Source organism: Massilia consociata, assembly GCF_042432755.1.
GTDB classification, from domain to species: domain Bacteria; phylum Pseudomonadota; class Gammaproteobacteria; order Burkholderiales; family Burkholderiaceae_D; genus Telluria; species Telluria consociata.
On the sequence record NZ_JBHLWP010000016.1, the window covers coordinates 163,936 to 187,704 of the forward strand.

The following is a 23,769-nucleotide window of genomic DNA, read 5'->3' on the forward strand; positions in this document are numbered from 1 at the left end:
TTTTTCCATGAGGGGAGAAACGATGAAACCTGTGAACCGATTCTTGCTGGCGGCGCTGGTCGCGCTCCCGCTGGCGGTCCAGGCCGAACCGGCAAAACTGCCGGTCAAGGTCAGTTTCCTGTCCGAGGTGCATGTGGCGCCGCAGGTGGGCAATGGAGCGCGCGGCGACGCCTGGGGCGAGGCTGCGGCGCCCGAGCGCCTGGCCGGCACCACCGGCAAGGACGATGCGATCCGCAACGAGGCTACCTTGGGTGGTACGGTAGGCAACAACACCGCCGTCAACACGGTGAGCGGCAACAACGTCATCGACAGCGGCTCGTTCGCGAATGCTCAGGGCTTGCCGATGGTGATCCAGAACAGCGGATCGAACGTACTGATCCAGAACGCGACCGTCATCAACCTGCGTCTGCAATAGACATGAAGCCTCTATGAACAAGCATGTTGCCCTCAGCGCCGTCCTGGGCGGCCTGTTGCTGGCATCCGGGTGCCCGGCGGCGGCGATCGAGCTGGCCGTCGGGCAGCGCGTCACCGTGCCGGTCTCCAGTCTCAAGGACATCAAGTTCCGCAACACCACCCGCCAGCAGTTCGACTTCAGTTGCGGTTCGGCGGCCGTCGCCACCCTGCTGACCTACCACTACGGCACACCGGTCACCGAGAAGGCCGTGTTCGACTACATGTACGCCAACGGCGACAAGGCCAAGATCCATCAACAGGGCTTCTCGATGCTCGACATGAAGCGCTACCTGGCCTCGGAAGGCTTCGTCGGCGACGGCTTCCAGCAGCCGCTCGACAAGCTGCTGGAGGCGAAGCTGCCGGCGATCGTCCTGATCTCGGACCGCGGCTACAACCATTTCGTCGTGATCAAGGGCGCCGAGGACGGACGCATCCTGCTCGGCGACCCGTCCTTCGGCACCCGCTCGGTCACGCGCGAGCGCTTCATGGAGCTGTGGGTCAACAAGCTGCTGTTCGTGGTGCACAAATACCCGGGCAAGACCGTGGCCTTCAACGGTACCGACGACTGGCGCGCCGCGCCGCGCGCCCCGCTGGGCACCGGCATCAACCAGGCACAGTACAGCCAGAGCCTGCCGAAATTCGGCCCTGGCGACTTTTGAAAGGATTCACCATGCAGCGGCTCAAACATGCATGCCGGGCTTTGCTGGCAATGCTGCTGGCGGCAGCCTGCGGCGCTGCCCTCGCCCAGCAGGCGGCAAGGGACATTGGCGCCGACGAGTGGGCGCCGGTCGATGCCGCCACCCTGGACGGCATGCGCGGCGGTTTCGAGACGCCGGGCGGGCTCAGCCTGTCGCTCGGGATCGAGCGCGTCATTTCGGTCAACGGCGAAGTGTTGTCGCGCACCAATGTCGCGCTCGCCGACATGGCGACCATGAACGCCGACCAGCTGCTGCAGGCACGGGAAATGTTCGGCAACGCCCAGCTGATCCAGCTGGGCGGGAACAATTTCGCCGCGCCCGACCTCGGGCTCGGCAGTGGCGGGACCTTCATCCAGAACGCGCTGAACGACCAGACCATCCATGCCCAGACGACGATCACCTCGACCGTCAACAGCATGGCGCTGATCAAGGACCTTAATTTTCACTCGACTATCCGCGATGCAATCGTGCGCTCGGCAGGAAGCCTGTAACATTGCAATATTATTAATTTTGTAGATGGAGAAATGGATGGGCAAACATGTCGCGCGCCTCGGGGCCGCCGGACTGGCGGCCATGCTGCTGGCCCCGGTCGTGCATGCGCAGCAGCCACCGGCTGCCGACCAGGAGCGGAGCAGCGAGCTGGCTACCCTGAAGGCCGAACTGGCAGCGCAACGCGCGCTGGTGGACAAGCTGATGCGGGAACTGCAGGCCCAGCAATCCAAGATCGAGCGCATCGAGGAAAAGCGCGACGGCACTGGCCCGGCGCTGGCCGACCTGGCACTGCCGCCGCGCGCGGACGAGCTGCTGCTGAGCGAGCAACGCGGCACCGGCGGCCAGAACGGCACCGTGCCGACCAATGTTCCGGCCCCCGCCAACAACCGTCCGCCCCCGACACCGGTCCCGGCCCAGCCCGCGCCGCGCACTGCCGCCACCCAGGCGCCGGCCCAACCCCAGCAGAACACGGCACAGAACACCGCGACCCGCAACGAGCGCGACCAGCGTCCGCCCGAAGTGGCGCCGCTGTTCGAGGCCCCCGGCGTGCTCACGCCGCGCGGCAAAGTCATCTTCGAGCCCTCGCTGCAGTTCGGCTACTCGTCGAGCAACCGCGTTGCCCTGGTCGGCTACACCGTGATCCCGGCGCTCCTGATCGGCCTGGTGGACGTGCGCGAGATCAAGCGCAATACCTTCACCGGCGCCCTCACCGCCCGCACCGGCCTGAACAACCGGATGGAAGTCGAGGTCAAGCTGCCCTACGTATACCGCTCGGACGCCACCGTCAGCCGCGAGATCTTCACCGGCACCGCCGCCGAGCGCGTGTTCGACACCAGCGGCAAGGGCATCGGCGACGTCGAGATCGCCGGCCGCTACCAGCTCAACGATGGCGGCCCGGACAAGCCCTATTACATCGGCGGCCTGCGCTACAAATCGCGCACCGGCCGCGACCCGTTCGAGGTCGTGACCGACTGCCAGACCCGCTGCGTCGGCGAGAACGTCACTGGTACCGGCCTGCCGCTGTCGCTGCCCACCGGCTCGGGTTTCCATTCGCTGCAGGGCAGCCTGACCTGGCTGTTCCCCTCGGACCCGGCGGTCTTCTTCGGCAACATCAGCTACCTGCACAACTTCAAGCGCAGCAACGTGGAGCGCCTGGTACGCAACGGCATCCGCGAGCCGCTGGGCGAGCTGGAGCCGGGCAGCATCATCGGCTTCAACTTCGGCATGGGCCTGGCGCTGAACGACAAGGCTTCGCTGAGCCTGGGCTACGACCACAATACGGTGGCGCGCCTGCGCCAGAACGGCAGGCCGGTCCCGGGCGCGGTGCGCACCCAGCTCGGCACCCTGCTGCTGGGCTACTCGTACCGCTTCAATGAAAAGCGTTCGCTGAGCGTCGCCGTCGGCGCCGGTGTGACGCGCGACACCCCGGACGTCTCGCTGACGGTCAGGATGCCGTTCACCTTTTGACGGAATCGCCGCAAGCGCCCGGGAGACGGTGTTGACGGTGAAAAAAGACGGTGCGCACGATTGAAAAATCGTGCTTCCGTTTTAAAAATTGTCTCTATAATCAGATTTGCAATGTTGAGCGCGCCATCGGTCAGAATGTCCCTGGTATCGCTTACAGGGCAAATAACACAGATAAACTTAATGAGGGAATCAACATGGCGACTGGCACTGTAAAGTGGTTTAACGATGCAAAAGGTTTCGGCTTCATCACCCCGGACGGCGGTGGCGAAGACGTCTTTGCACACTTCTCGGCCATCAATGCAAACGGCTTCAAGTCGCTGCAGGAAAACCAGCGCGTGACCTTCGAAATCACTGCCGGCCCGAAGGGCAAGCAGGCTTCGAACATCCAGGCGCAACAGTAAGACCCGCGGCCCGCACGCGCGGGCAACGCAAAGCAAAAGAGCACGTCCGCGGACGTGCTCTTTGTTTTTGTAGAGTGGGCGGGAAATTAGTCCACTGGACGAATTTCCCCCGTCCACCTACGGATTAATGGTGGTGCCCGCAGCCCGACTTCGGCGCCGCGCCCGGCAGCTCGGTACCCGGCTCGCGCCCGCTGTCGCCGGCGAATCCCGCCGCCTGCAGGCGGTCCAGGTACTGCTGCCACAGCGCCCCCTGCTCGCTGCCCAGCTTGTACAGGTAATCCCAGGTAAAAATGCCGCTCGCATGGCCGTCGTCGAACAGCGGCTTGACCGCATAGTTCCCGACCGGCTCGATGCCGGTGATGCCGACTTCGCGCTTGCCGACCTGCAGCACTTCCTGCCCCGGGCCGTGGCCCTTCACTTCGGCCGAGGGCGAATACACGCGCATCAGCTCGAACGGGATCGAGAAGGCGCTGCCGTCGTCGAAGGCGATTTCCAGCACGCGCGATTTCTGGCGCACGGTCAGGTCGGTTGGGTTGGGCATGCTTGCTCCTCTTGTTGGAACTGGTTGAAACGGCGGACGATCGCGTCCGCGAGTTGCGGCAGCAGCGCGCGGCGCGCGGCGAGCGTGGCCTCGTCGGCCTGGCGGCTGGCTTGCGCCCATACCGGCGCCGGGAAGTGCGCATCGTCCGCGTAGCGCGGAATCACGTGCCAGTGCAGGTGCGGCACCACGTTGCCCAGGCTCGCCACGTTGACCTTTAACGGCTGCATGACCTCGCGCACGGCCAGCTCGAGCTGGTGCACGGCCTCGTTGACCAGCAGGCGGTCCTCACGCGACAGGTCGCTCATCTCGCGCACATGGTCGCGCCAGATCACGCGGCAGAAGCCCGGGTAGTTCGCGTCCTCGACGATGATGACGCTGAACTTCGGTCCGGCCCAGACGGCCGGCACGGACAGGTCGCACAGCTCGCAGCCCGCTACGTTCGTCATACCAGCACCCTTTCGATCCCGCCGTTGTTGGCACGCGCCACGTAGTCCGGCATCCAGTTCTCGCCCAGCAGGTGCTTGGCCATCTCCACCACGATGTAGTCGGCGGTGGTGCCGGCGTCATGGTTGTAGCGCGACAGGCCCTGCAGGCAGGATGGGCAGCTGGTCAGGATCTTCACGTCGCCCTTGAAGCCGTCGTCGCGCAGTTTATCCGCCCCCTTCTCCATCTCGCCCTGCTTGCGCGAACGGACCTGGGTCGCGATGTCCGGGCGGCTGATGGCGAAGGTCCCCGACTCGCCGCAGCAGCGGTCGTTCTTTTCGATCTTGACGTTGTCGACGGTCGAGACCAGCGCATTGACGGTCTTGAGCGAATCCTGCATCTTCATCGGCGTGTGGCAGGGGTCGTGGTACATGTAGCGGGTGCCGCTGACGCCTTCGAGCTTGACGCCCTTTTCCATCAGGTATTCGTGGATGTCGATGAGGCGGCAGCCCGGGAAAATCTTGTCGAACTCGTAGTTCGCCAGCGAGTCGTAGCAGGTGCCGCACGACACCACGACCGTCTTGATATCGAGGTAGTTCAGCGTGTTGGCCATGCGGTGGAACAGCACGCGGTTGTCCGTCACCATCTTGTCGGCTTTGTCATACTGTCCGGCGCCCCGTTGGGGGTAGCCGCAGCACAAATAGCCCGGCGGCAGCACGGTCTGCACGCCCACTTCCCACAGCATCGCCTGGGTCGCCAGGCCCACCTGCGAGAACAGGCGCTCCGAACCACAGCCCGGGAAGTAGAAAACCGCTTCGGTGTCCGCGTTGGTCTTCTTCGGGTTGCGGATGATCGGGATGACCTTGTCGTCCTCGATGTCGAGCAACGCGCGCGCCGTCTTCTTCGGCAGGTTGCCCGGCATCTTCTTGTTGATGAAGTGGATCACCTGTTCGCGCACCGGCGCCTTGCCGGTGGTCGGGGGCGGCGCCTCCACCTGCGGCTTGGCCAGGCCGCGCAGCAGCTGGTTGCCCATGCGCTGGGCCTTGTAGCCCAGGTCCACCATCGCCTTGCGGGTCAGGTTGATGGTGGTCGGGTCGGTCGCGTTCAGGAAGAACATGGCGGCGCGGTTGGCCGGCTTGAAGCTGCGCTTGTCCATCTTGCGCAGCAGGTTACGCATGTTCATCGAGACGTCGCCGAAGTCGATATTGACCGGGCATGGCGTAACGCACTTGTGGCACACGGTGCAGTGGTCGGACACGTCCTCGAACTCTTCCCAGTGGCGGATCGACACGCCGCGGCGGGTCTGTTCTTCGTAGAGGAAAGCTTCGATCAGGGCGGACGTCGACAGGATCTTGTCGCGTGGCGAGTACAGCAGGTTCGACTGCGGCACGTGCGTCGTGCAGACCGGCTTGCACTTGCCGCAACGCAGGCAGTCCTTGATGCTGTTGGCGATCTCGCCGATGTCGCTCTGCTGCATGATGAGCGATTCGTGGCCCATCAGGCCGAACGAAGGCGTATAGGCATTGCGCAGGTCGGCCGATACCGCCGTCGTGTTGAGCAGCTTGCCCTTGTTGAAGCGGCCTTCCGGATCGACGCGTTCCTTGTAATCGCGGAATTCGCGGATCTCTTCGTCGGTGAGGAACTCGAGCTTGGTGATGCCGATGCCGTGTTCGCCCGAGATCACGCCGTCCAGCGAACGGGCCAGCTTCATGATGCGCTCGACCGCCGCATGCGCATCCTGCAGCATCGCGTAGTCGTCCGAGTTCACCGGCAGGTTCGTATGGACGTTGCCGTCGCCGGCGTGCATGTGCAGGGCCACGAACACGCGCGAGCGCAGCACGCGCTTGTGGATCGCGGTGCACTCGTCGAGGATGCATTTGTACGCCGCACCGTTGAAGATCTGGCGCAGCGGCGCGCGCAGCTCCCCTTTCCACGACACGCGGATGGTATGGTCCTGCACCACGTCGAACAGCGTCGCATCCGGCTGGCGGCCGATGCGCAGGTCGAGCGTTTGCGACAACTGGTCCAGGCCGAGTTCGTCGAGCTTGCCGCGCACATCGGCCAGGCGTGCGTCGAGGTTGGCCAGGATGAAGCCCCAGCGCGCCTGTACCTGCTCCACCAGCGCCACCGCCTGCTGCGGGCGGTCGCCCAGGATCTCGGCGCGGTCGACCGTGTCGCCGGTGGCGTCGTCGCTCTTCTCGATCGGCAGGTGCTCGTTGGCGAGGTAGCCGTGCAGTTGTTCGGCCAGCTGCAGCTTGTTCTTGATCGACAGCTCGACGTTGATGCGCTCGATGCCGTCGGTGTATTCGCCCATCCGGTTCAGGGGGATCACCACGTCTTCGTTGATCTTGAAGGCGTTGGTGTGGCGCGCAATGGCCGCGGTGCGGGCGCGGTCGAGCCAGAACTTCTTTCTCGCTTCGGCACTGACGGCGACAAAACCTTCGCCGACCCGGGTGTTCGCCAGGCGCACCACTTCCGAAGCGGCGATGGCCACCGCGTTCTCGTCGTCGCCGACGATGTCGCCGAACAGCGCCATTTTAGGGAGCACGCCGCGCTTCGATTTGGTGGCGTAGCCGACCGCGCGCAGGTAGCGCTCGTCCAGGTGCTCCAGGCCGGCCAGGCGAAGGGTAGCAAAGGCCGGATCGCCGTTCTTCGGCAGGCTGTCGAGATAGTCCTTGATCTCGACGATCGACGGGATCGCGTCGCGCGCCTGGCCGAAGAATTCCAGCGCCACGGTGCGGGTGAACTTCGGCATCTTGTGCAGGATCCAGCGCGCCGACGTGATCAAACCGTCGGTGCCTTCCTTCTGGATGCCCGGCAGGCCGGCCAGGAATTTGTCGGTGACGTCCTTGCCCAGGCCTTCCTTGCGGAAGCGCTTACCTTCGATGGTGAGCGTCTCGACCCGGAACGGCTCGCCCTTGGCGCCGGGTTTACCTGCACTGCGCGGCGTCGGATGGGTCCATTCGAGTTTGAAAGTGGCGACCGGCGCGTCGTGGATTTTCGAGAGGTTGTGATCCATGCGCGTGACTTCCAGCCAGTCGCCGTTCGGGTCGACCATGCGCCAGGAGGCCAGGTTGTCGAGCGCCGTGCCCCACAGGACGGCCTTCTTGCCGCCCGCGTTCATGGCGATGTTCCCGCCGATGCAGGAAGCGTGCGCAGAAGTCGGGTCGACCGCGAACACGAAGCCGGCCTTCTCGGCCGCCTGCGACACGCGCTGGGTGACCACGCCGGCATAGGTATGGATGGTCGCGTACTCGCGGTCCACGCCCGGCAGGCGGGTCATTTCGACCTCGCCCAGGCCGATCAGCTTTTCGGTGTTGATCACGGCCGACATCGGCGTGAGCGGAATCGCGCCGCCGGTGTAGCCGGTGCCGCCGCCGCGCGGGATGATGGTCAGGCCCAGCTCGATGCAGCCTTTTACCAGGCCCGCCATCTCTTCCTCGCTGTCGGGCAGCAGGACCAGGAACGGGTATTCGACGCGCCAGTCGGTGGCGTCGGTGACGTGCGAGACGCGGTGCATGCCGTCGAAACGGATGTTGCGTTTATCCGTGTAGGCGCCGAGCACCTGCTTTGCGCGCTTGCGCAGGTCATACGTGTCGCGGAACTCGCGCGCGAAATCGTCGACCGCCTTGCGCGCCGCGGCGAGCAGCTGTTCGACGGCGACGCTGCGCGCGGCGGATGCCTCGGCATCGCCGTCGTTCACGTCGACACTCAGGCGACGCTTGTCGACTTCGCCCAGGCGGTGGTGCAGCGCATCGATCAGCTTCTGGCGCCGCTTCGGGTTGTCGAGCAGGTCGTCCTGCAGGTAGGGATTGCGGCGCACCACCCAGATGTCGCCCAGCACCTCGTACAGCATGCGCGCAGAGCGCCCGGTCTGGCGCGCGCCGCGCAGCTCGTCGAGCAGGCGCCACGACGACTCACCCAGCAGGCGGATCACGATTTCGCGATCGGAGAACGAGGTGTAGTTATACGGGATCTCGCGCAGGCGCGCGGGAGCGTTGTCGGCGAGCAGGGTATGGATGTGTGCGGGGGCGTTCATTGAAATCGTATCGACAGTCGGACTGGCCCGAAGGATATTCATTCTAGCTTATTGCGGTGCACCACGCAGGGGATGAATGAGAAAGCGATATTTCCAGACGCAAGAAAATGCCAATACTGAACAGTATATGCAAATTTCGTTTGCGGAAAACGGTCGGGATGCAGGCTTCGTTTGCATGCAGATGACAAACGACATATTGCATAAGGCGATGCCGGTGGTCGACGGCTTCCGGTAACTACCAGAAGCGCCTGGCGCGCCGCTGGCTTCCGGCCTTACCTTCGATGCATTGTTAGAAGTTTTTTATAGTAAGTTTCTGATACCACGCAGGCCTGATACAGGCGTCCCGGAGTCGGTACCGTTTAGCCGATCCACTGCCCCAGCAAGTCTCCGATGGATTTCCAGAACCCGTCCGGGATATACAGCAGCGCCGCCGTCATGGTCACGTAGCGCAGGAACTTCCCGATCGCCATGTACATCACGCTCGGCCAGAACGGCAGGTGCAGCCAGCCGGCCAGGGTGCACAGCGGGTCGCCCACGCCCGGCATCCAGGACAGCAGCATGGTCTTGGCGCCATACCGCTTGAGCCAGCCGAACCAGCGGCTCTGGCGCTCCTTGGCGAAGGCCACCTTGGCGCGGTAGCCGATGAAGTAGTCGAATGCCCCGCCCAGCGTGTTGCCCACGGTGCCCACCAGCACGGCCGGCCAGAACATCGCCGGGTTGGCCTTCACCACGGCGAACACCGCCGGCTCGGAACCGAGCGGCAGCAGGGTCGCCGAAACGAAGCTGATGATGAAGATGGAGGTCAGCCCGACGGTCGGTGCGGCGAGGAGGTCCAGGAGCCAGAGGACAGCGTTTTCGATCATTAAGTGGGAAGCCCGAGCGAGGGTAAGAGGCGTCCATTATAATGAGGATCACTTATCGTAACGACACAATACGCCGAGCCTGATACCCAGCGCCGCGTATCGACCTGCCCGCCCCGGTCATCCTCCGAGCAGAACAGTGTGCGTCGTCCCGGACCGCCAGCCTACCCCCTGCTGGCTTCATTACCGATTGCCGACCATGACTACCGACTACCTCAAGAGAATCCTGACTGCCCGCGTCTACGACGTCGCCGAAGAAACCCCGCTCGAATATGCGCCGACGCTGTCGCAGCGCATGGGCAACCGCATCTACTTCAAGCGCGAGGACATGCAGAGCGTCTTCAGCTTCAAGCTGCGCGGGGCCTACAACAAGATGGCCAACCTGACGCTCGAACAGCTCAGGCGCGGCGTGATCTGCGCCTCGGCCGGCAACCACGCGCAGGGCGTCGCCCTGGCAGCAAGCCGCCTGGGCTGCCGCGCGCTGATCGTGATGCCCACCACCACCCCGCAGGTGAAGATCGACGCGGTGAAATCGCGCGGCGGCGCCAGCGTGGAAGTCGTCCTGCACGGCGACTCCTACACCGACGCCTACCATCACGCGCTGCTGCTGGAAAAAGAGCAGCGCCTGACCTTCGTGCATCCCTTCGACGATCCGGACGTCATCGCCGGCCAGGGCACGATCGGCATGGAGATCCTGCGCCAGCATTCCGGCCCGATCCACGCGATCTTCGTCGCCATCGGCGGCGGCGGCCTGATCTCCGGCGTGGGCGCCTACGTGAAGGCGGTGCGCCCGGACATCAAGGTGATCGGCGTGCAGACCATCGATTCCGATGCGATGGCCAGGAGCCTGAAGGCGGGCCAGCGCGTGACGCTGACCGACGTCGGCCTGTTCTCGGACGGCACCGCGGTGCGCCAAGTGGGCGAAGAAACCTTCCGCGTTGCCAGCCAGGTGGTGGACGAGATCATCATCGTCGACACCGACGCGATCTGCGCCGCGATCCAGGACGTGTTCCAGGACACGCGCAGCATCCTGGAGCCGGCCGGCGCGCTGGCGGTGGCCGGCGCCAAGGCCTACGTGGAACGCTCGCAGATGGCGCGCAATCCGGTCAAGGCCGAGACCCTGGTCGCGGTGGCCTGCGGCGCCAACATGAACTTCGACCGCCTGCGCTTCGTCGCGGAACGCGCCGAACTGGGCGAATCGCGCGAAGCCGTGTTCGCGGTAACGATTCCCGAGCAGCGCGGCAGCTTCCGGCGCTTCTGCGCGCTGGTCGGCCCGCGCAACGTCACCGAATTCAACTACCGCATCAGCGACGCGCGCCAGGCGCACATCTTCGTGGGCGTGCAGGTGGGCAGCCGCAGCGAGTCGGGCCTGCTGGCGCGCACCTTCGAGGAGCACGACTTCCGCACCCTGGATTTGACCCACGACGAACTGGCCAAGCTGCACATCCGCCACCTGGTGGGCGGAAAGAGCGCGCTGGCGCAGGACGAATTGCTGTATCGTTTCGAGTTTCCCGAACGTCCGGGTGCGCTCATGCGCTTCCTGGACAGCATGGCGCCGAACTGGAACATCTCGCTGTTCCACTACCGCAACCAGGGCGGCGACGTCGGACGCATCCTGGTCGGCCTGCAGGTGCCGGCAGCGGAGATGGACGAGTTTCGGCAGTTCCTGGCCACGCTCGGCTACCGGTACTGGGACGAGAGCAGCAACCCGGTCTACAAGTTGTTTTTGGGGGCATGATCCCCATTGTGTGGACAGGTGATCCCTCGTCCGCACATTTTGTTGAACGTGGGCGGCCATGCCGTCCACCCTAGGCGCCACAAGCGCATTGCGTATGAATACTCCTGATCAATCGCCTCTTGGCAAAACCTCGGCCTACCAGAGCCAGTACGCCCCCGAACTCCTGTTCCCGATCCCGCGCCAGCAAAAGCGCGAGGAAATCGGCCTGGGCACGGGCACCCTGCCCTTCTTCGGCGTCGATATCTGGAACGCCTACGAGCTGTCGTGGCTGAACATGCGCGGCAAGCCGCAGGTGGCCATCGCCACCATCACGGCCCCAAGCGATTCGCCCAACATCGTCGAATCGAAGTCCTTCAAGCTGTACCTGAACTCGTTCAACCAGACCCGCCTGGCCGGCACCGACGCGCTGGCCGAACTGCTGCGCCAGGACCTGTCCGCCGCCTTCGGCGCCCCGGTCCACGTGAGCATCACGACGCCGGACGCCTTCGACACCCTCAAGATGGGCGAGCTCGACGGTACCCTGCTGGACCGCCTCGACGTGGAGATCGACCAGTACGTGCCTTCGCCGCAGCTCCTGAGCGCGAACACCGAGGAAGCACCGGTCGAGGAAACCCTGGTGTCGCACCTGCTGAAGTCGAACTGCCTCGTCACCGGCCAGCCGGACTGGGGTACCGTCCAGATCCGCTACGTCGGCCCGCAGATCGACCAGGAAGGCCTGCTCAAGTACCTGATCGGCTTTCGCGAGCACAATGAGTTCCACGAGCAGTGCGTCGAGCGCATCTTCATGGACGTGCTGCGCCAGTGCAAGCCGAGCAAGCTCGCGGTCTATGCCCGCTACACCCGCCGTGGCGGGCTCGACATCAATCCATGGCGCGCCAACTTCAGCACCGGCAAGCCGGGCAACCTGCGTACCGCGCGCCAGTAACGCTTCGCAAGGCACAGGTGCTCGCCGCCTGTGCGTTTTTGGCTACAACGGTGTCAAGGCATGAATGGCAAAATGACACTGGCACATACTGCTTAAAATATGGGCAGCATGTGTGCAAAAGTCGGTTTTTTACCTACCCGGCATGCATTTGCAAGGTCGCAGGTGGGATTTCAATTGGGAAATTGCGTTTTGCTGTAACCAGGATTTCGTAGCAAAAAAATACGTTTTTGCCGAGTTGGTGTATCGTACTTCACTGTATGTACGTACAGATGCGAAATCGAATGTCACGGCCCCGAAACAGGCCTATAATTCCGCCTCGCAAGCGCCCTTACCTGTGCATGGCACAAAAGTTATGACGAACCTAAGCAAAATCCTCTCCCTCGAGAACGTGCAACTGGACCTCGAAGTCTCCAGCAAGAAGCGTGCTTTCGAGCAGGCTGGCCTGATTTTCGAGAACAACTGCGGTATCGCGCGTTCGACCGTGTCGGACAACCTGTTCGCACGCGAGCGTCTCGGCTCCACCGGGCTGGGTCATGGCGTAGCCGTGCCGCATGGCCGGATCAAGGGCTCCAAGAGCCTCAAGTCGCCGCTGGCGGCCTTCGTGCGCCTGAAGGAACCGATTCCCTTCGAGTCACCCGACGGCCAGCCGGTCAACCTGCTGTTCTTCCTCCTGATCCCGGACCATGTCACCCAGCAGCACCTCGAGATCCTGTCGGAAATCGCCGAGCTGTTCTCGGACGAAGCGGTGAGGACGGCCCTGGCGACCGATCCAGACCCGAAGTCGGTCCATGAGCGCATCATCAACTGGCAACCTAGTCTGCAGGCGTTGGGCTGATTTGTATTAGACTGTCTGTGCGGCAATGTCGCCGCGCACCGAAGCCATGCCCATGCTGCAGACTCCGCTGACCATCCAGCGCTTGTATGACGACAACCGCGACAGCCTGCAGCTCGGCTGGTTCGCGGGCTTCCCCGGCGGCGAACGCCAGATCGCAGGCGACGCCGCCTCGGCTGCCGACCAGGTGGGCCACCTGAACCTGATCCACCCGGGCCGCATCCAGGTGTTCGGGCACCAGGAACTGAATTACTACCACCGCCTGAAATCGAGCTCGCGCACCCATGTGATCGGCGAGCTGATCGGCGGCGGCCCGCCGGCCCTGATCATCGCACAGGGCCTGGAAACCCCGCCCGACATCCTGGCCATCTGCGACGAGCAGAACATCCCCCTGTTCTCGACTCCGCTGCCGGCGGCGCAGGTGATCGACTTCCTGCGCGTGTATCTGTCCAAGAAGCTGGCGCAGCGCGTCATCATGCACGGCGTGTTCATGGACGTGCTGGGCGTGGGGGTGCTCATCACGGGCGAATCCGGCCTCGGCAAGAGCGAACTCGGCCTGGAACTGATCTCGCGCTCGCACGGCCTGGTGGCCGACGACGCGGTGGAATTCTCGCGCATCGCGCCGAACATGATCGAGGGCCGCTGCCCGCCGCTGCTGCAGAACCTGCTCGAAGTGCGCGGCCTGGGCTTGTTGGACATCAAGGCGATCTTCGGCGAGACCGCGGTGCGCCGCAAGATGCGGCTGAAGCTCATCGTGCACCTGGTCAAGCGCGGTACGCTCGACGAGGAAGTCGAGCGCCTGCCCTTCCACCACCCGACCGAAGACGTGCTCGGGCTGCCGATCCGCAAGGTCGTGATCCCCGTCGCGGCCGGCCGCAACATCGCGGTGCTGCTGGAGGCGGCGGTGCGCAACACGATCCTGCAACTGCGCGGCATCGACACGCTGCAGGAATTCATGGAGCGCCAACGCCAGGCGATGAGCGGCGACTAAGGTTTCACCCCATGTCCTCATAGGAGAACAGGGACAAGCGCGGGGCGCTTGCGGTATCATCGCCGCATGCACATCGTCCTCATCACCGGTATTTCCGGCTCGGGCAAATCGGTTGCCCTCAATGTCCTCGAAGACGCAGGTTATTACTGCGTCGACAACCTCCCGCCGGCGCTGCTGCCGGCCCTGGTCTACGCCGTCAGCGAGAAAGGCACCGAGCGGATCGCCGTCGCGGTCGACGCGCGCAGCGCCGAGTCGCTGGTGGAACTGCCCGTGAGCGTGCGCCACCTGAAGGAAGAAGGCCACAACGTCAAGGTCATGTTCCTGACCTCGAGCACGCATTCGCTGGTCGCGCGCTTCTCCGAAACCCGCCGCAGCCACCCGCTGTCGCACGAACTGCGCCCGGGCGAGAACCCGGCATCGCGCCGCACGCTCATCGAATGCATCGCCGAGGAGCGCGAGCGCCTGTCGGCAATCGAGAACCTCGGCCACGTGATCGACACGTCCGAACTGTCCGCCAACAAGCTGCGTGCCTGGATCAAGGAACTGGCCGACGTCGAACATGCGCCGCTGACCCTGTTCTTCGAGTCCTTCGCCTTCAAGGTGGGCGTGCCGCTGGATGCGGACTTCGTGTTCGACGTGCGCGCGATCCCGAACCCCTATTACGACCTGGCCTTGCGCCCGCTGACGGGCAAGGATGCGCCGGTGATCGCCTTCCTCGATGCGCAGCCGAGCGCGGCCGAAATGCTGGAAGACATCCGTGCGTTCGTCGAGAAGTGGCTGCCCTCGTTCAAGACGGACAACCGCAGCTACCTGACGGTGGCGGTGGGCTGCACCGGCGGACAGCACCGGTCGGTGTACATGGCGGAGCGGCTGGGAGCCTACTTCAACAGTACCGAGCGCGTCATCGTGCGGCATCGGGAGCAGCCGAAGCACATTACCGTCTGATACGGTCTTTAGGTCCATCCGGAACGTAGGGTGGGCAGGTTTTCCTGCCCACGCGTTCAACTCACACCAGAGCTGCCGGCCCGGCTGATTCACCGTTAACTATCACCGCATGGGCGGGAGACCCGCCCACCCTACAGACCATCAGGCCAGGTGCCGCAGCGGGTGCGCGTAGTCCGGCCATACCGGCTCGAAGAAGCGCGCCACCATCGCCGGCGTCACCTGCTCCAGCGTCGGCGGGTTCCATTTCGGCGCATTGTCCTTGTCGATCACCAGCGCGCGCACGCCTTCGAGCACTTCGCCATGCTCGAAATTGCGGCGCACCAGGTTGCGCTCCATGCGCAGGCAGTCGGCCACGTCCAGCGAGGCGCCGCGCAGCAGAAGCTCGCGCGTCACGCACATCATGAGGGGCGAGCGCTGGCGCATCGCCTTCAGGGCCTTCTGCGCGAACGGGTTTTCGTCGCGCGAGAGCGACTCCATGATGGCCGGCACCGAGGCCGCGCCGAAGTGCGCGTCGATCACTGCGCGCTGCGCCTGCAGCTCGCTTGCACCTGCCTGGCTTGCAAACTGCGCGGCAAACGCGCGGATCGCCTCCGGCAATTGCGCGCCCAGGGTCGATTCCACCAGCGCCATCAGCTCGCCGAGCCGTTCTCCCGGCATGAACACGTCCGCCAGCCCGACATAGAGCGCGTCCGCCGCGCCGATCGTCAGCCCGGTCAGGCCCAGGTACTGGCCCAGCTGCCCCGGGGCATGCGACAGGAAATGGCTGCCGCCCACGTCGGGGAACAGGCCGATGTTCACTTCCGGCATCGCCATCCTGGTACGGTCGGTCACGATACGCAGGCCGCAACCGGGGCCACCCTGCGCGATGCCCATGCCGCCGCCCATCACCACGCCGTCCATGACGGCGATGTAGGGCTTCGGATAGAAGTGGATCAGGTGGTTCAGCGCGTATTCTTCGGTGAAGAAATCTTCCAGCAGCGCGCTGCCGCCGGTCGGGCCGACGCGGCCCATCTCGTGGAAGAAACGGATGTCGCCGCCCGCGCACAGGGCTTTCTCGCTGGTGCTGGTGATGAGCACCGCATCGACGGCGGCGCTGTCCTGCCAGTCCAGCAGGATGGCGGTCAATGCGCGCACCATGTCCAGCGACAGCGAGTTCAGGGCTTTCGGGCGGTCAAGCGTGATGACGCCGGTACGGTTGGCGACGCGCGTCAGGACGGTATCGGTCATGGCAGTGCTCTGTGATCGAAAAGACATGCATTCTACAGAACACTCGGGCCGGTGCGATATCTTTACAAAGCAAAAAGGGCGTCCCCTCAGACGCCCTTGCTGTGATTACCGCGGTGTGTGCGTAGGTGTTACGCTGCGGCGGCTTCGCCGTTGTCCGGCATGCGCTTGTGCGCTACGTGATTATGGTTTTGAAGCATGGATTTGTGTTTCAGAACCTGCCTGTCCAGCCTGTCCATCAGCGTGTCGATTGCCGCATAAAGGTCTTGCGCCGCACTGGCCACGTGCAAAATCTTGCCAGATACCTGTAGGTTGATCTCGGCTTTCTGCCGTTTTTCTTTTTCGGTGAGGTTATCGATGGCGAGGAACACGTGGGTGTCGATCACGTGGTCGAAATGGCGGGTAATGCGCTCGAGCTTATTCTGAACGTATTCACGGATGGCGGGGGTGACTTCGAGATGGTGGCCACTGATTGTGAGGTTCATACACACTCCTTTGGGAAGGTGCCCTGCCCGCGCCACAAGGTGAGAGTGGGCAGTAGCTTTACAGGGATTTGCGGAGGCTGACGGGCGGAATCTTGAGCGCTTCGCGGTATTTGGCAACCGTCCGGCGCGCAATGACCATACCTTGTTCCCCGAGCATCTCCGCGATCTTGCTGTCGGATAAAGGGTTCCTAGGGTCTTCTGCTCCTGTCAATTGCGCAATGAGAGCGCGGATCGCCGTCGAGGAGGCTTCTCCCCCCGCTTCGGTGGCGACATGGCTTCCGAAGAAGTACTTCAGCTCGAACATGCCGTGCGGGGTCAGCATGTATTTCTGCGTTGTGACACGAGAAATTGTGCTCTCGTGTAGACCTAGTGTATCAGCTATCTCACGTAAAACAAGAGGGCGCATGGCAACCGCGCCGTGGCTGAAAAAGTTGCGCTGGCGCTCGACGATTGCCTCGGCAACACGCAGGATCGTGTCGAAACGCTGGCGCATGTTCTTGATCAGCCACTTCGCTTCCTGCAGCTGCGCGCCCATCTGGCTTTCGCTTTTTCCCTGCTTGAGCAGGTTCGCGTACAGCGTGTTCACGCGCAGGCGCGGCATCACTTCCGGGTTCAGCGAAACGGCCCAGCCGTTCTTGGCGCGGCGCACGATCACGTCCGGCACCACATAGTCGGAGACGCCCGATGCGAACGCCGCGCCGGGATGCGGGTTGCACCTGCGGACCACGGCCTGCACCTCGCGCAGGTCTTCGTCGTCGCAATCCAGGGCCTTTTTCAGCTTGGTATATTCGCGCTGCGCGAACCAGGTCAGGTAACCCTCGACGATCTTCAAGGCGAGGCGCCGCGTCACCAGGGGCACGCCCGGCATGCGGCGGATCTGCAGCGCCAGGCATTCGGCCGCGCTGCGCGCGCCGACGCCGACCGGGTCCAGGCTCTGGACCAGGGCCAGCGCGCAGCGCAGTTCGTCCATCTCGATCTCGAGCTCAGCTGGCAGGCGCGCGTGGATCTCGTCCAGCGGCTCTTCCAGGTAGCCGTTGTCGTCGAGGGCGTCGATCACGAGTTCGACCAGGGCGCGGTCGCGCATTGCGCAACTGGTGGTGCGCACCTGCTCCATCAGGTGCTCGCGCAGCGTGAGGCCGCAGGCTTCCAGTTGCGGGCGGCCGTCTTCGTCGTCGCCACTGCGCGCACCGCCGCCTTCGCCACCCCAGTCCATGTCGCCATCGCCACGCTCGCCGTCGTGGTCGTGGCCATCGCCCTCGCCCTGCGCACCGTCGGCGGAAGCGCCCTGCTCCTGCGCCGGCTGCGCGGCCGGCGCTTCGCCGTTGGCGGGCGCCTGGTTGATGGCGCCGTCGGCCAGCAGCCGCACCGAACGGTCGAGCGGATCGTCGAGCCGTTCGAGCAGCGGGTTGTCGCCCAGGATCTGTTCGATTTCCTGGTGCAGTTCGAGCGTGGATAGCTGCAGCAGGCGGATCGACTGCTGCAGTTGCGGCGTGAGCGCCAGGTGCTGCGAGGTGCGGAGTTGCAGTGACTGTTTCATTGCCTAATGGTCGTGACGAGATGCAGTACTACATGCGGAAGTGTTCACCCAGATACACGCGCCGCACGGATTCGTTGGCGATGATGTCGTCAGGACGGCCCGAGGCGAGCACCGCCCCCTGGTTGATGATGTAGGCGCGGTCGCAGATGCCGAGCGTCTCGCGGACGTTGTGGTCGGTGATCAGGACGCCGATGTTGCGCTCCTTCAGGAAGCGCACGATGCGCTGGATCTCGATGACCGCGATCGGGTCCACGCCCGCGAACGGTTCGTCGAGCAGCACGAAGCGCGGGTTGGTCGCCAGCGCGCGCGCGATCTCCACGCGGCGGCGCTCGCCGCCGGACAGCGACATCGCCGGGTTCTCGCGCAGCTTCTCGATCTGCAGCTCGGCCAGCAGGGTGTCGAGGCGCTCGTTGATCTGGTCTTTTGGCAGCGCCTTGCCGTCCACGCGCTGCAGTTCCAGCACGGCGCGGATGTTCTCTTCCACCGTCAGCTTGCGGAACACCGAGGCTTCCTGCGGCAGGTAGGACAGGCCGAGCACCGCGCGGCGGTGGATCGGCAGGCTCGTGATGTCGGTGCCGTTGATGTCGATGGTGCCGGCATCCGACGGCACCAGGCCGACGATCATGTAGAACGAGGTGGTCTTGCCGGCGCCGTTGGGCCCCAGCAGGCCGACCACTTCGCCGCATTCGACCTGCAGCGACACGTCGCGCACCACCAGCCGTTTGCCGTAGCTCTTCTGCAGGCCCTTGACGACCAGGGTGCTGCAGTCTTCGCGGCCTGCCGTTTCGCGCGCTGCCGTCATTGCTTGGCGCCTTCCGACGTGGTGCGGCGCGGGGCGATGATCAGGGTGCCGCGGCCGCCGCCGACCTTGCTCGCGCCGCTCGGGTCGTTGCGCACCTGCGCGACTTCCCGGCGGTTGTCGTAGGAGATGAAGGGACCCTTGATCTCGTTGGTCATGCGGCCGTTTTCCAGCTCGCGCACTTCGGCGCTGGAGAACAGCTTGACCAGTTCGGCGCGCTCGTCGTATTCGATGCGCTGGGCCTGGCCCTCGACCCACAGGTTCGGGCCGCCGTCACGCTTCTGGCGGAAGGTGGCCAGCTTGCCCGGCGCTGCGGTGAGCGTCACGCTCATGTAGCCTTCCGGCGTTTCCTTCATCACGGCGCGGTCGGACTTCAGGACCAGGGTGCCGCGCGTGAGCACGACGTTGCCGGTCAGGGTGCGGGTCTGCGTGACCTCGTCGACGTCGAGGGTGTCGAAGTTGATCACGGCCTCCTTGAGCGAGTCGGCGCGCTCGGCAAAGGCGCTGAGCGATGCCAGGCCAAGGAAGACGGCTGCGATGAGTTTTTTCATTGAATGCTTGTCCTGTGTTGTTTGCTGGCCGCTAGCGCTGGCGCGGCGGATAGACGATCTGGCCGCGGCTGGCAAGGTGCAGCTTCTGGGTGGCGTTGTTGGCCACCATGCCGGTGCCGCGCACGGTGGCGGCGCCGAGCTGCATCTCGACCGGCTTGTCGGTCTTCATGATCTCTTCGTCGGGCAGCACGGTGAGCGCCTGGGTGCGCACGCGCAGCGCTTCGCTGGTCGGCGTGGCCGGGCGCTGGATGTCCACGTTGCCGAGCAGGTCGACGCGGTGCTCTTCATGGTAGATGCGGCCGCGGTCGGCCACCACGGTCATGCGCGGACGGCCCGGGGTCATGCCCTGCACCACCGGCTGTTCGACCACGGAGACATCGCCCATCGGCGTGTGCGCCAGGCGCTTGCCCGACACCACGTAGCTCGGCTTGCCGTCCTGCGTCATGCGCACGAACGAGAAATTCTCGACGATGTAGTCGGGTTCGGACCCCGGCCCGCCCAGGCGGCCGTCGAGCTCGTCGCTCTCCATCACCTGCAGCAGCCAGAAACTGCCGAAGGCGCAGAACACGCCGATCATCATGATGCTCAAGAGCTTCCAGCGGTGGGCGGTGCGCTTGTAGTTGACCATGGCGTCCTGACCGTGTTCAGGCGAAATACGGCGCCAGCGCCTGTTCGTAGGTACCCTGGGCGCGCATGATCATGTCGCACACCTCGCGCACGGCGCCGCGGCCGCCCGGGTTCTTCGTCACGTAATGGGCGCGGTACTGCACCTCCGGGTGGCCCGAGGGCACGGTGATGGCGAAACCCACGCGCGTAAAGAGCGGCAGGTCGATCACGTCGTCGCCGATGTAGCCGCAGTCCTCGGCCGTGAAGCCGGTAGCCGCGAGCAGCTCGCCAAAGCCGATGCGCTTGTCGTGGATGCCCTGGTAGACATGCGAGATGCCCAGGTCGCCGGCGCGCTTGACCACGATCGGCGATTTGCGCGCGCTGATGATCGCGGTCTGCACGCCGGTCTTGTTCAGCAGCTGGATGCCGAGGCCGTCGAGCACGTTGAAGGTCTTGGTGACCTCCCCTTCCGGGCCATAGGTCAGGCTGCCGTCGGTGAGGATGCCGTCGACGTCGAAGATCATGACTTTCACGCGCGCGGCGCGCTGCATGTGTTCCAGCGGGGTCAGCTGAACGCTCATCAGATCACCTTGGCGCGGGTCAGGTCGTGGATGTGCAGCGCGCCGACCAGGCGGTCATCCGCGTCCACCACGAGCATCTGGTTGATGCGGAATTCTTCCATGACGGCGACGGCATCCACCGCCAGCTGTTCCGGATGGACGCGGCGCGGGTTCGCGTGCATCACGTCGCGGATCAGGATATTGGAAAAATCGTGGTTGCGTTCAATGAGGCGGCGCAGGTCGCCGTCGGTGAACACGCCGACCGGACGCCGGTCGGCATCGATCACGGCGGTCATGCCCATGCCCTTCTGGGTGATCTCCAGCAGCGCCTTGGCCAGCGGCACCTCGGGCGCCACGGCGGGGATGGCGTCGCCGCTGCGCATCACGTCGCGCACGTGGGTCAGGAGGCGGCGCCCCAGAGCCCCGCCCGGGTGCGACATCGCGAAGTCTTCCTCGCGGAAGCCGCGCGCATCGAGCAGCGCCACGGCCAGCGCGTCGCCCATGGCCAGGGTGACGGTGGTGCTGGTGGTCGGCGCCAGGTTCAGGGTGCAGGCCTCCTTGGCCACCGAGATGTCGAGGTGGATCTCGGACAGCTTGGCCAGGCGCGAATGCGGCTTGCCGGTCATGGCGATGACCGGGGTACCCATGCGCTTGACGGCCGGCAGGATCTCGAGCAGCTCGGACGATTCGCCCGAGTTCGAGATGGCGATGAACACGTCGTGCGCGGTCACCATGCCGAGGTCGCCGTGCGCGGCTTCGCCCGGGTGCACGAACATCGCCGGGGTGCCGGTGGAGGCCAGGGTGGCGGCAATCTTGCGGCCGATATGGCCAGACTTGCCCATGCCGGACACGACGACACGGCCGGTGCAGCCATACAGCAGCGCGACGGCGCGCACGAAACTGTCGTCGTCGCCCAGTCTGGCGTGCAGTGCGCGGATGGCGTCGGCTTCGATGGCCAGGGTCTCGCGGCCCAGCGCAAGCACGCGGCTTGCCTGGTCGGCGTCAAAACTTTTCAGCATTGTTTTTTCATGGGTTACACTCATCACAGGAGTATAAACGAATTGGGTAAGCAAAAAACTTGCCAGTCGTAACAAACTACAACAAACGACGGTGACAAGACCGCGACAACATTCCTGGGGAAGATGCATTCCGGACTCGAACTGACCCTGCTCCTGCTGGGCTGCGCCGTGCTCGGCGTGGTCGCATTCCGGATGCTGCACCTGCCGCCGATGCTCGGCTATCTGACGGTCGGCGTATTGATCGGCCCCCATGCGCTGGCGCTGGCCGACGACAGTCCCGCCACCCACGCGCTCGGCGAATTCGGCGTCGTCTTCCTCATGTTTTCGATCGGGCTGGAGTTCTCCTTGGCCCAGCTCAAATCGATGCGGCGCATCGTGTTCGGGCTGGGTCTGGCACAAGTCGTATTGACCATTGTGACGGCAATGGCTTTCGGGCTATTGATTTCCTGGTGGGCGCCGACACTGCACGTCAGCTGGCAGGCCGCGTTCGCGCTCGGCGGGGCGCTGGCGATGTCGTCCACCGCGATCGTCGTCAAGATGCTCACCGAGCGGCTGGAGCTGGAAAGCGAACACGGGCGGCGCATCATCGGCATCCTGCTGTTCCAGGACCTGGCCGTGGTGCCGCTCCTGATCATGATTCCTTCGCTGGCGCGCCCGGCCGAGGAGCTGATGGCCACGCTCGGCTGGGCGGCGCTGAAGGCCGCCTTCGTGCTGGCCCTGCTCCTGATCTTCGGCCAGAAGCTGATGCGCTACTGGTTCACGGTGGTGGCCAAGCGCCGCTCGCAGGAACTGTTCATGCTCAACCTGCTCCTGGTGACGCTCGGCCTGGCCTGGATCACCGAGCAGGCCGGCCTGTCGCTGGCGCTGGGGGCCTTCGTTGCCGGCATGCTGATCTCCGAAACCCAGTACAAGCACCAGGTGGAGGAAGACATCAAGCCCTTCCGCGACGTGCTGCTCGGCCTGTTCTTCATCACGGTGGGCATGCTGCTCAACCTGAAGCTGGTGCTGGAGAACTGGTGGATCGTGCTGGCGCTGCTGGCCTTCCCGCTCCTGCTGAAGTTCGCGATCATCGCGTTGCTCGCCAGGGCCTTCGGTTCGTCCACCGGCGTCGCCATGCGCACCGGCCTGGCGCTGGCGCAGGCGGGCGAGTTCGGCTTCGTGCTGCTGAACCTGGCGATGGGCTCGAAACTGGTCGACCCGTTCCTGCTGCAACTGGTGCTGGCCTCGATGGTGCTGTCGATGCTGCTGGCGCCCTTCTTGATCGACAACATGGACCGGATCGTCATGAAAGTCGCGGCCAACGAATGGATGATGCAGTCGCTGCAGCTGACCCAGCTCGCCAGCCGCACCATGAAGACCCAGAAGCACGTGATCATCGCCGGCTTCGGACGCAGCGGCCAGAGCCTGGCCACCCTGCTCACCGAGGAAAAGCTGCCGTGGTACGCGCTCGACCTCGACCCGGAACGGGTGCAGGAAGCGCAGTCGGCCGGCGCCAACGTGTCCTACGGCGACGCGGCGCGGCGCGAAAGCCTGATCGCGGCCGGCATCAACCGCGCCAGCGCGCTGGTGGTCACGTTCGCCGACACGCGCCTGGCCCTCAAGCTGCTGCACCTGGTGCACGAGCTGGCGCCGAACCTGCCGGTGATCGTGCGCAGCCATGACGACAGCGACCTCGATGTGCTGAAGAAGGCCGGCGCCACCGAAGTGGTGCCGGAAGCGCTGGAGAGCAGCCTGATGCTGGCCTCGCACGCGCTGGTGATGATGGGCGTGCCGCTGCGCCGCGTGGTGCACCGCGTGCAGAGCGCGCGCGACGAGCGCTACGCCTCGCTGCGCGGCTACTTCCACGGCGCCGGCGACATCGCGGACGACCCGGAACACACCCACGTGCGCCTGCACTCGGTGACGCTGCGCGACGAGGCGGCGGCGGTCGGGCGCCGGCTGGGCGAGATGGCGCTCGACGAATTCGGCGCCGAGGTGACGACCTTGCGACGCAACGGCCAGAGCCTGGCGGCGGATGCGCAAACCGTGCTGCTGGCGGGAGACGTACTGGTGCTGCGCGGGACGGGAGAAGCGGTCGACCAGGCCGAGAGCCGGCTGTTGTAGGGTGGCCGGTTTCGCCGGCCGCGCGTTCAACCGTCGCCGGAAAAATCGCGACGCGTCAATTCCTGCATGATGTGAACGCG

At 64.7% G+C, this 23,769-nt stretch carries 23 protein-coding genes; 11 read left to right on the plus strand and 12 right to left on the minus strand.

The features are described 5' to 3' along the window. Positions 1-22: 22 nt before the first annotated feature. From ACFFJK_RS17895 to ACFFJK_RS17915, 5 genes are all read left to right on the plus strand, one after another. A complete protein-coding gene (locus ACFFJK_RS17895; protein ID WP_379680929.1) occupies positions 23-415 on the plus strand; it encodes a hypothetical protein in 393 nt (130 codons plus the stop codon). A 13-nt stretch (positions 416-428) separates the two neighbouring features. Then, a complete protein-coding gene (locus ACFFJK_RS17900) occupies positions 429-1,112 on the plus strand; it encodes a C39 family peptidase (RefSeq protein WP_379680930.1) in 684 nt (227 codons plus the stop codon). 11 nt (positions 1,113-1,123) lie between these two features. After that, entirely contained in the window at positions 1,124-1,642 is a 519-nt protein-coding gene (locus ACFFJK_RS17905) for a hypothetical protein (protein ID WP_379680931.1), read from the plus strand. A 37-nt stretch (positions 1,643-1,679) separates the two neighbouring features. Next, positions 1,680-3,110, plus strand: coding sequence for a PspA/IM30 family protein (locus ACFFJK_RS17910; RefSeq protein WP_379680932.1), 1,431 nt, complete (start codon positions 1,680-1,682; stop codon positions 3,108-3,110). A 194-nt stretch (positions 3,111-3,304) separates the two neighbouring features. Beyond that, complete coding sequence (locus ACFFJK_RS17915; RefSeq protein ID WP_379681056.1) at positions 3,305-3,511, plus strand: cold-shock protein; 207 nt, start codon at positions 3,305-3,307, stop codon at positions 3,509-3,511. Between the two features lie 124 nt (positions 3,512-3,635). Here the strand turns inward: ACFFJK_RS17915 and ACFFJK_RS17920 are convergent, their stop codons facing one another. From ACFFJK_RS17920 to ACFFJK_RS17935, 4 genes are all read right to left on the minus strand, one after another. Then, positions 3,636-4,052: a gamma-butyrobetaine hydroxylase family protein gene (locus tag ACFFJK_RS17920; protein WP_379680933.1), complete on the minus strand. Its 417-nt coding sequence runs from the start codon at positions 4,050-4,052 to the stop codon at positions 3,636-3,638. Next, positions 4,031-4,498: an HIT family protein gene (locus tag ACFFJK_RS17925; RefSeq protein WP_379680935.1), complete on the minus strand. Its 468-nt coding sequence runs from the start codon at positions 4,496-4,498 to the stop codon at positions 4,031-4,033. Before ACFFJK_RS17925 ends, ACFFJK_RS17920 begins: the two co-directional genes overlap by 22 nt. Next, positions 4,495-8,514: a DUF3683 domain-containing protein gene (locus ACFFJK_RS17930; protein WP_379680936.1), complete on the minus strand. Its 4,020-nt coding sequence runs from the start codon at positions 8,512-8,514 to the stop codon at positions 4,495-4,497. The genes ACFFJK_RS17925 and ACFFJK_RS17930 overlap by 4 nt, the downstream gene beginning before the upstream one ends. 359 nt (positions 8,515-8,873) lie before the next feature. Continuing rightward, positions 8,874-9,377 (minus strand): YqaA family protein, encoded by a 504-nt coding sequence (locus tag ACFFJK_RS17935; RefSeq protein WP_379680937.1) that lies wholly within the window; start codon positions 9,375-9,377, stop codon positions 8,874-8,876. Between the two features lie 196 nt (positions 9,378-9,573). On the opposite strand from ACFFJK_RS17935, the gene ilvA reads away from it, so the two are divergent. The 5 genes from ilvA to rapZ all read left to right on the plus strand — a co-directional run bounded on the left by ilvA (position 9,574) and on the right by rapZ (position 14,805). Next, positions 9,574-11,112, plus strand: coding sequence for a threonine ammonia-lyase, biosynthetic (gene ilvA / locus ACFFJK_RS17940; protein ID WP_379680938.1), 1,539 nt, complete (start codon positions 9,574-9,576; stop codon positions 11,110-11,112). 94 nt (positions 11,113-11,206) lie between these two features. After that, complete coding sequence (gene queF / locus ACFFJK_RS17945) at positions 11,207-12,037, plus strand: NADPH-dependent 7-cyano-7-deazaguanine reductase QueF (RefSeq protein ID WP_379680939.1); 831 nt, start codon at positions 11,207-11,209, stop codon at positions 12,035-12,037. A 352-nt stretch (positions 12,038-12,389) separates the two neighbouring features. After that, positions 12,390-12,872, plus strand: a complete 483-nt coding sequence (locus tag ACFFJK_RS17950; protein ID WP_379680941.1) for a PTS sugar transporter subunit IIA — start codon at positions 12,390-12,392, stop codon at positions 12,870-12,872. Between the two features lie 52 nt (positions 12,873-12,924). Next, entirely contained in the window at positions 12,925-13,860 is a 936-nt protein-coding gene (gene hprK / locus ACFFJK_RS17955) for an HPr(Ser) kinase/phosphatase (protein ID WP_224946857.1), read from the plus strand. Between the two features lie 66 nt (positions 13,861-13,926). Continuing rightward, positions 13,927-14,805 carry an RNase adapter RapZ gene (rapZ, locus tag ACFFJK_RS17960; RefSeq protein ID WP_379680942.1) on the plus strand — a complete coding sequence of 293 codons (879 nt, stop codon included), beginning with the start codon at positions 13,927-13,929 and terminating at the stop codon, positions 14,803-14,805. Positions 14,806-14,946: 141 nt separating this feature from the next. Here the strand turns inward: rapZ and ACFFJK_RS17965 are convergent, their stop codons facing one another. The 8 genes from ACFFJK_RS17965 to ACFFJK_RS18000 all read right to left on the minus strand — a co-directional run bounded on the left by ACFFJK_RS17965 (position 14,947) and on the right by ACFFJK_RS18000 (position 21,610). After that, on the minus strand, positions 14,947-16,032 hold the full coding sequence (locus ACFFJK_RS17965; RefSeq protein ID WP_379680943.1) for an enoyl-CoA hydratase/isomerase family protein: 1,086 nt from the start codon (positions 16,030-16,032) through the stop codon (positions 14,947-14,949). A 128-nt stretch (positions 16,033-16,160) separates the two neighbouring features. Beyond that, the gene (hpf, locus tag ACFFJK_RS17970; RefSeq protein ID WP_379680945.1) at positions 16,161-16,514 is read right to left on the minus strand and encodes a ribosome hibernation-promoting factor, HPF/YfiA family; all 354 of its coding nucleotides are present in this window, start codon (positions 16,512-16,514) and stop codon (positions 16,161-16,163) included. A 58-nt stretch (positions 16,515-16,572) separates the two neighbouring features. After that, a complete protein-coding gene (locus tag ACFFJK_RS17975; protein WP_379680947.1) occupies positions 16,573-18,051 on the minus strand; it encodes an RNA polymerase factor sigma-54 in 1,479 nt (492 codons plus the stop codon). A gap of 28 nt (positions 18,052-18,079) precedes the next feature. Continuing rightward, positions 18,080-18,853 carry an LPS export ABC transporter ATP-binding protein gene (lptB, locus tag ACFFJK_RS17980; protein WP_379680948.1) on the minus strand — a complete coding sequence of 258 codons (774 nt, stop codon included), beginning with the start codon at positions 18,851-18,853 and terminating at the stop codon, positions 18,080-18,082. Beyond that, on the minus strand, positions 18,850-19,401 hold the full coding sequence (lptA, locus tag ACFFJK_RS17985) for a lipopolysaccharide transport periplasmic protein LptA (protein WP_379680949.1): 552 nt from the start codon (positions 19,399-19,401) through the stop codon (positions 18,850-18,852). The genes lptB and lptA overlap by 4 nt, the downstream gene beginning before the upstream one ends. Before the next feature lie 31 nt (positions 19,402-19,432). Further along, the gene (gene lptC, locus ACFFJK_RS17990) at positions 19,433-20,029 is read right to left on the minus strand and encodes an LPS export ABC transporter periplasmic protein LptC (RefSeq protein ID WP_379680950.1); all 597 of its coding nucleotides are present in this window, start codon (positions 20,027-20,029) and stop codon (positions 19,433-19,435) included. Positions 20,030-20,045: 16 nt separating this feature from the next. Beyond that, positions 20,046-20,588, minus strand: coding sequence for a KdsC family phosphatase (locus tag ACFFJK_RS17995; RefSeq protein WP_379680952.1), 543 nt, complete (start codon positions 20,586-20,588; stop codon positions 20,046-20,048). Further along, a complete protein-coding gene (locus tag ACFFJK_RS18000; RefSeq protein ID WP_379680954.1) occupies positions 20,588-21,610 on the minus strand; it encodes a KpsF/GutQ family sugar-phosphate isomerase in 1,023 nt (340 codons plus the stop codon). The genes ACFFJK_RS17995 and ACFFJK_RS18000 overlap by 1 nt, the downstream gene beginning before the upstream one ends. A gap of 99 nt (positions 21,611-21,709) precedes the next feature. Here ACFFJK_RS18000 and ACFFJK_RS18005 point away from each other — a divergent pair, with 99 nt between their 5' ends. After that, positions 21,710-23,689, plus strand: coding sequence for a monovalent cation:proton antiporter family protein (locus ACFFJK_RS18005; protein ID WP_379680956.1), 1,980 nt, complete (start codon positions 21,710-21,712; stop codon positions 23,687-23,689). The last annotated feature ends 80 nt before the right edge of the window (positions 23,690-23,769 follow it).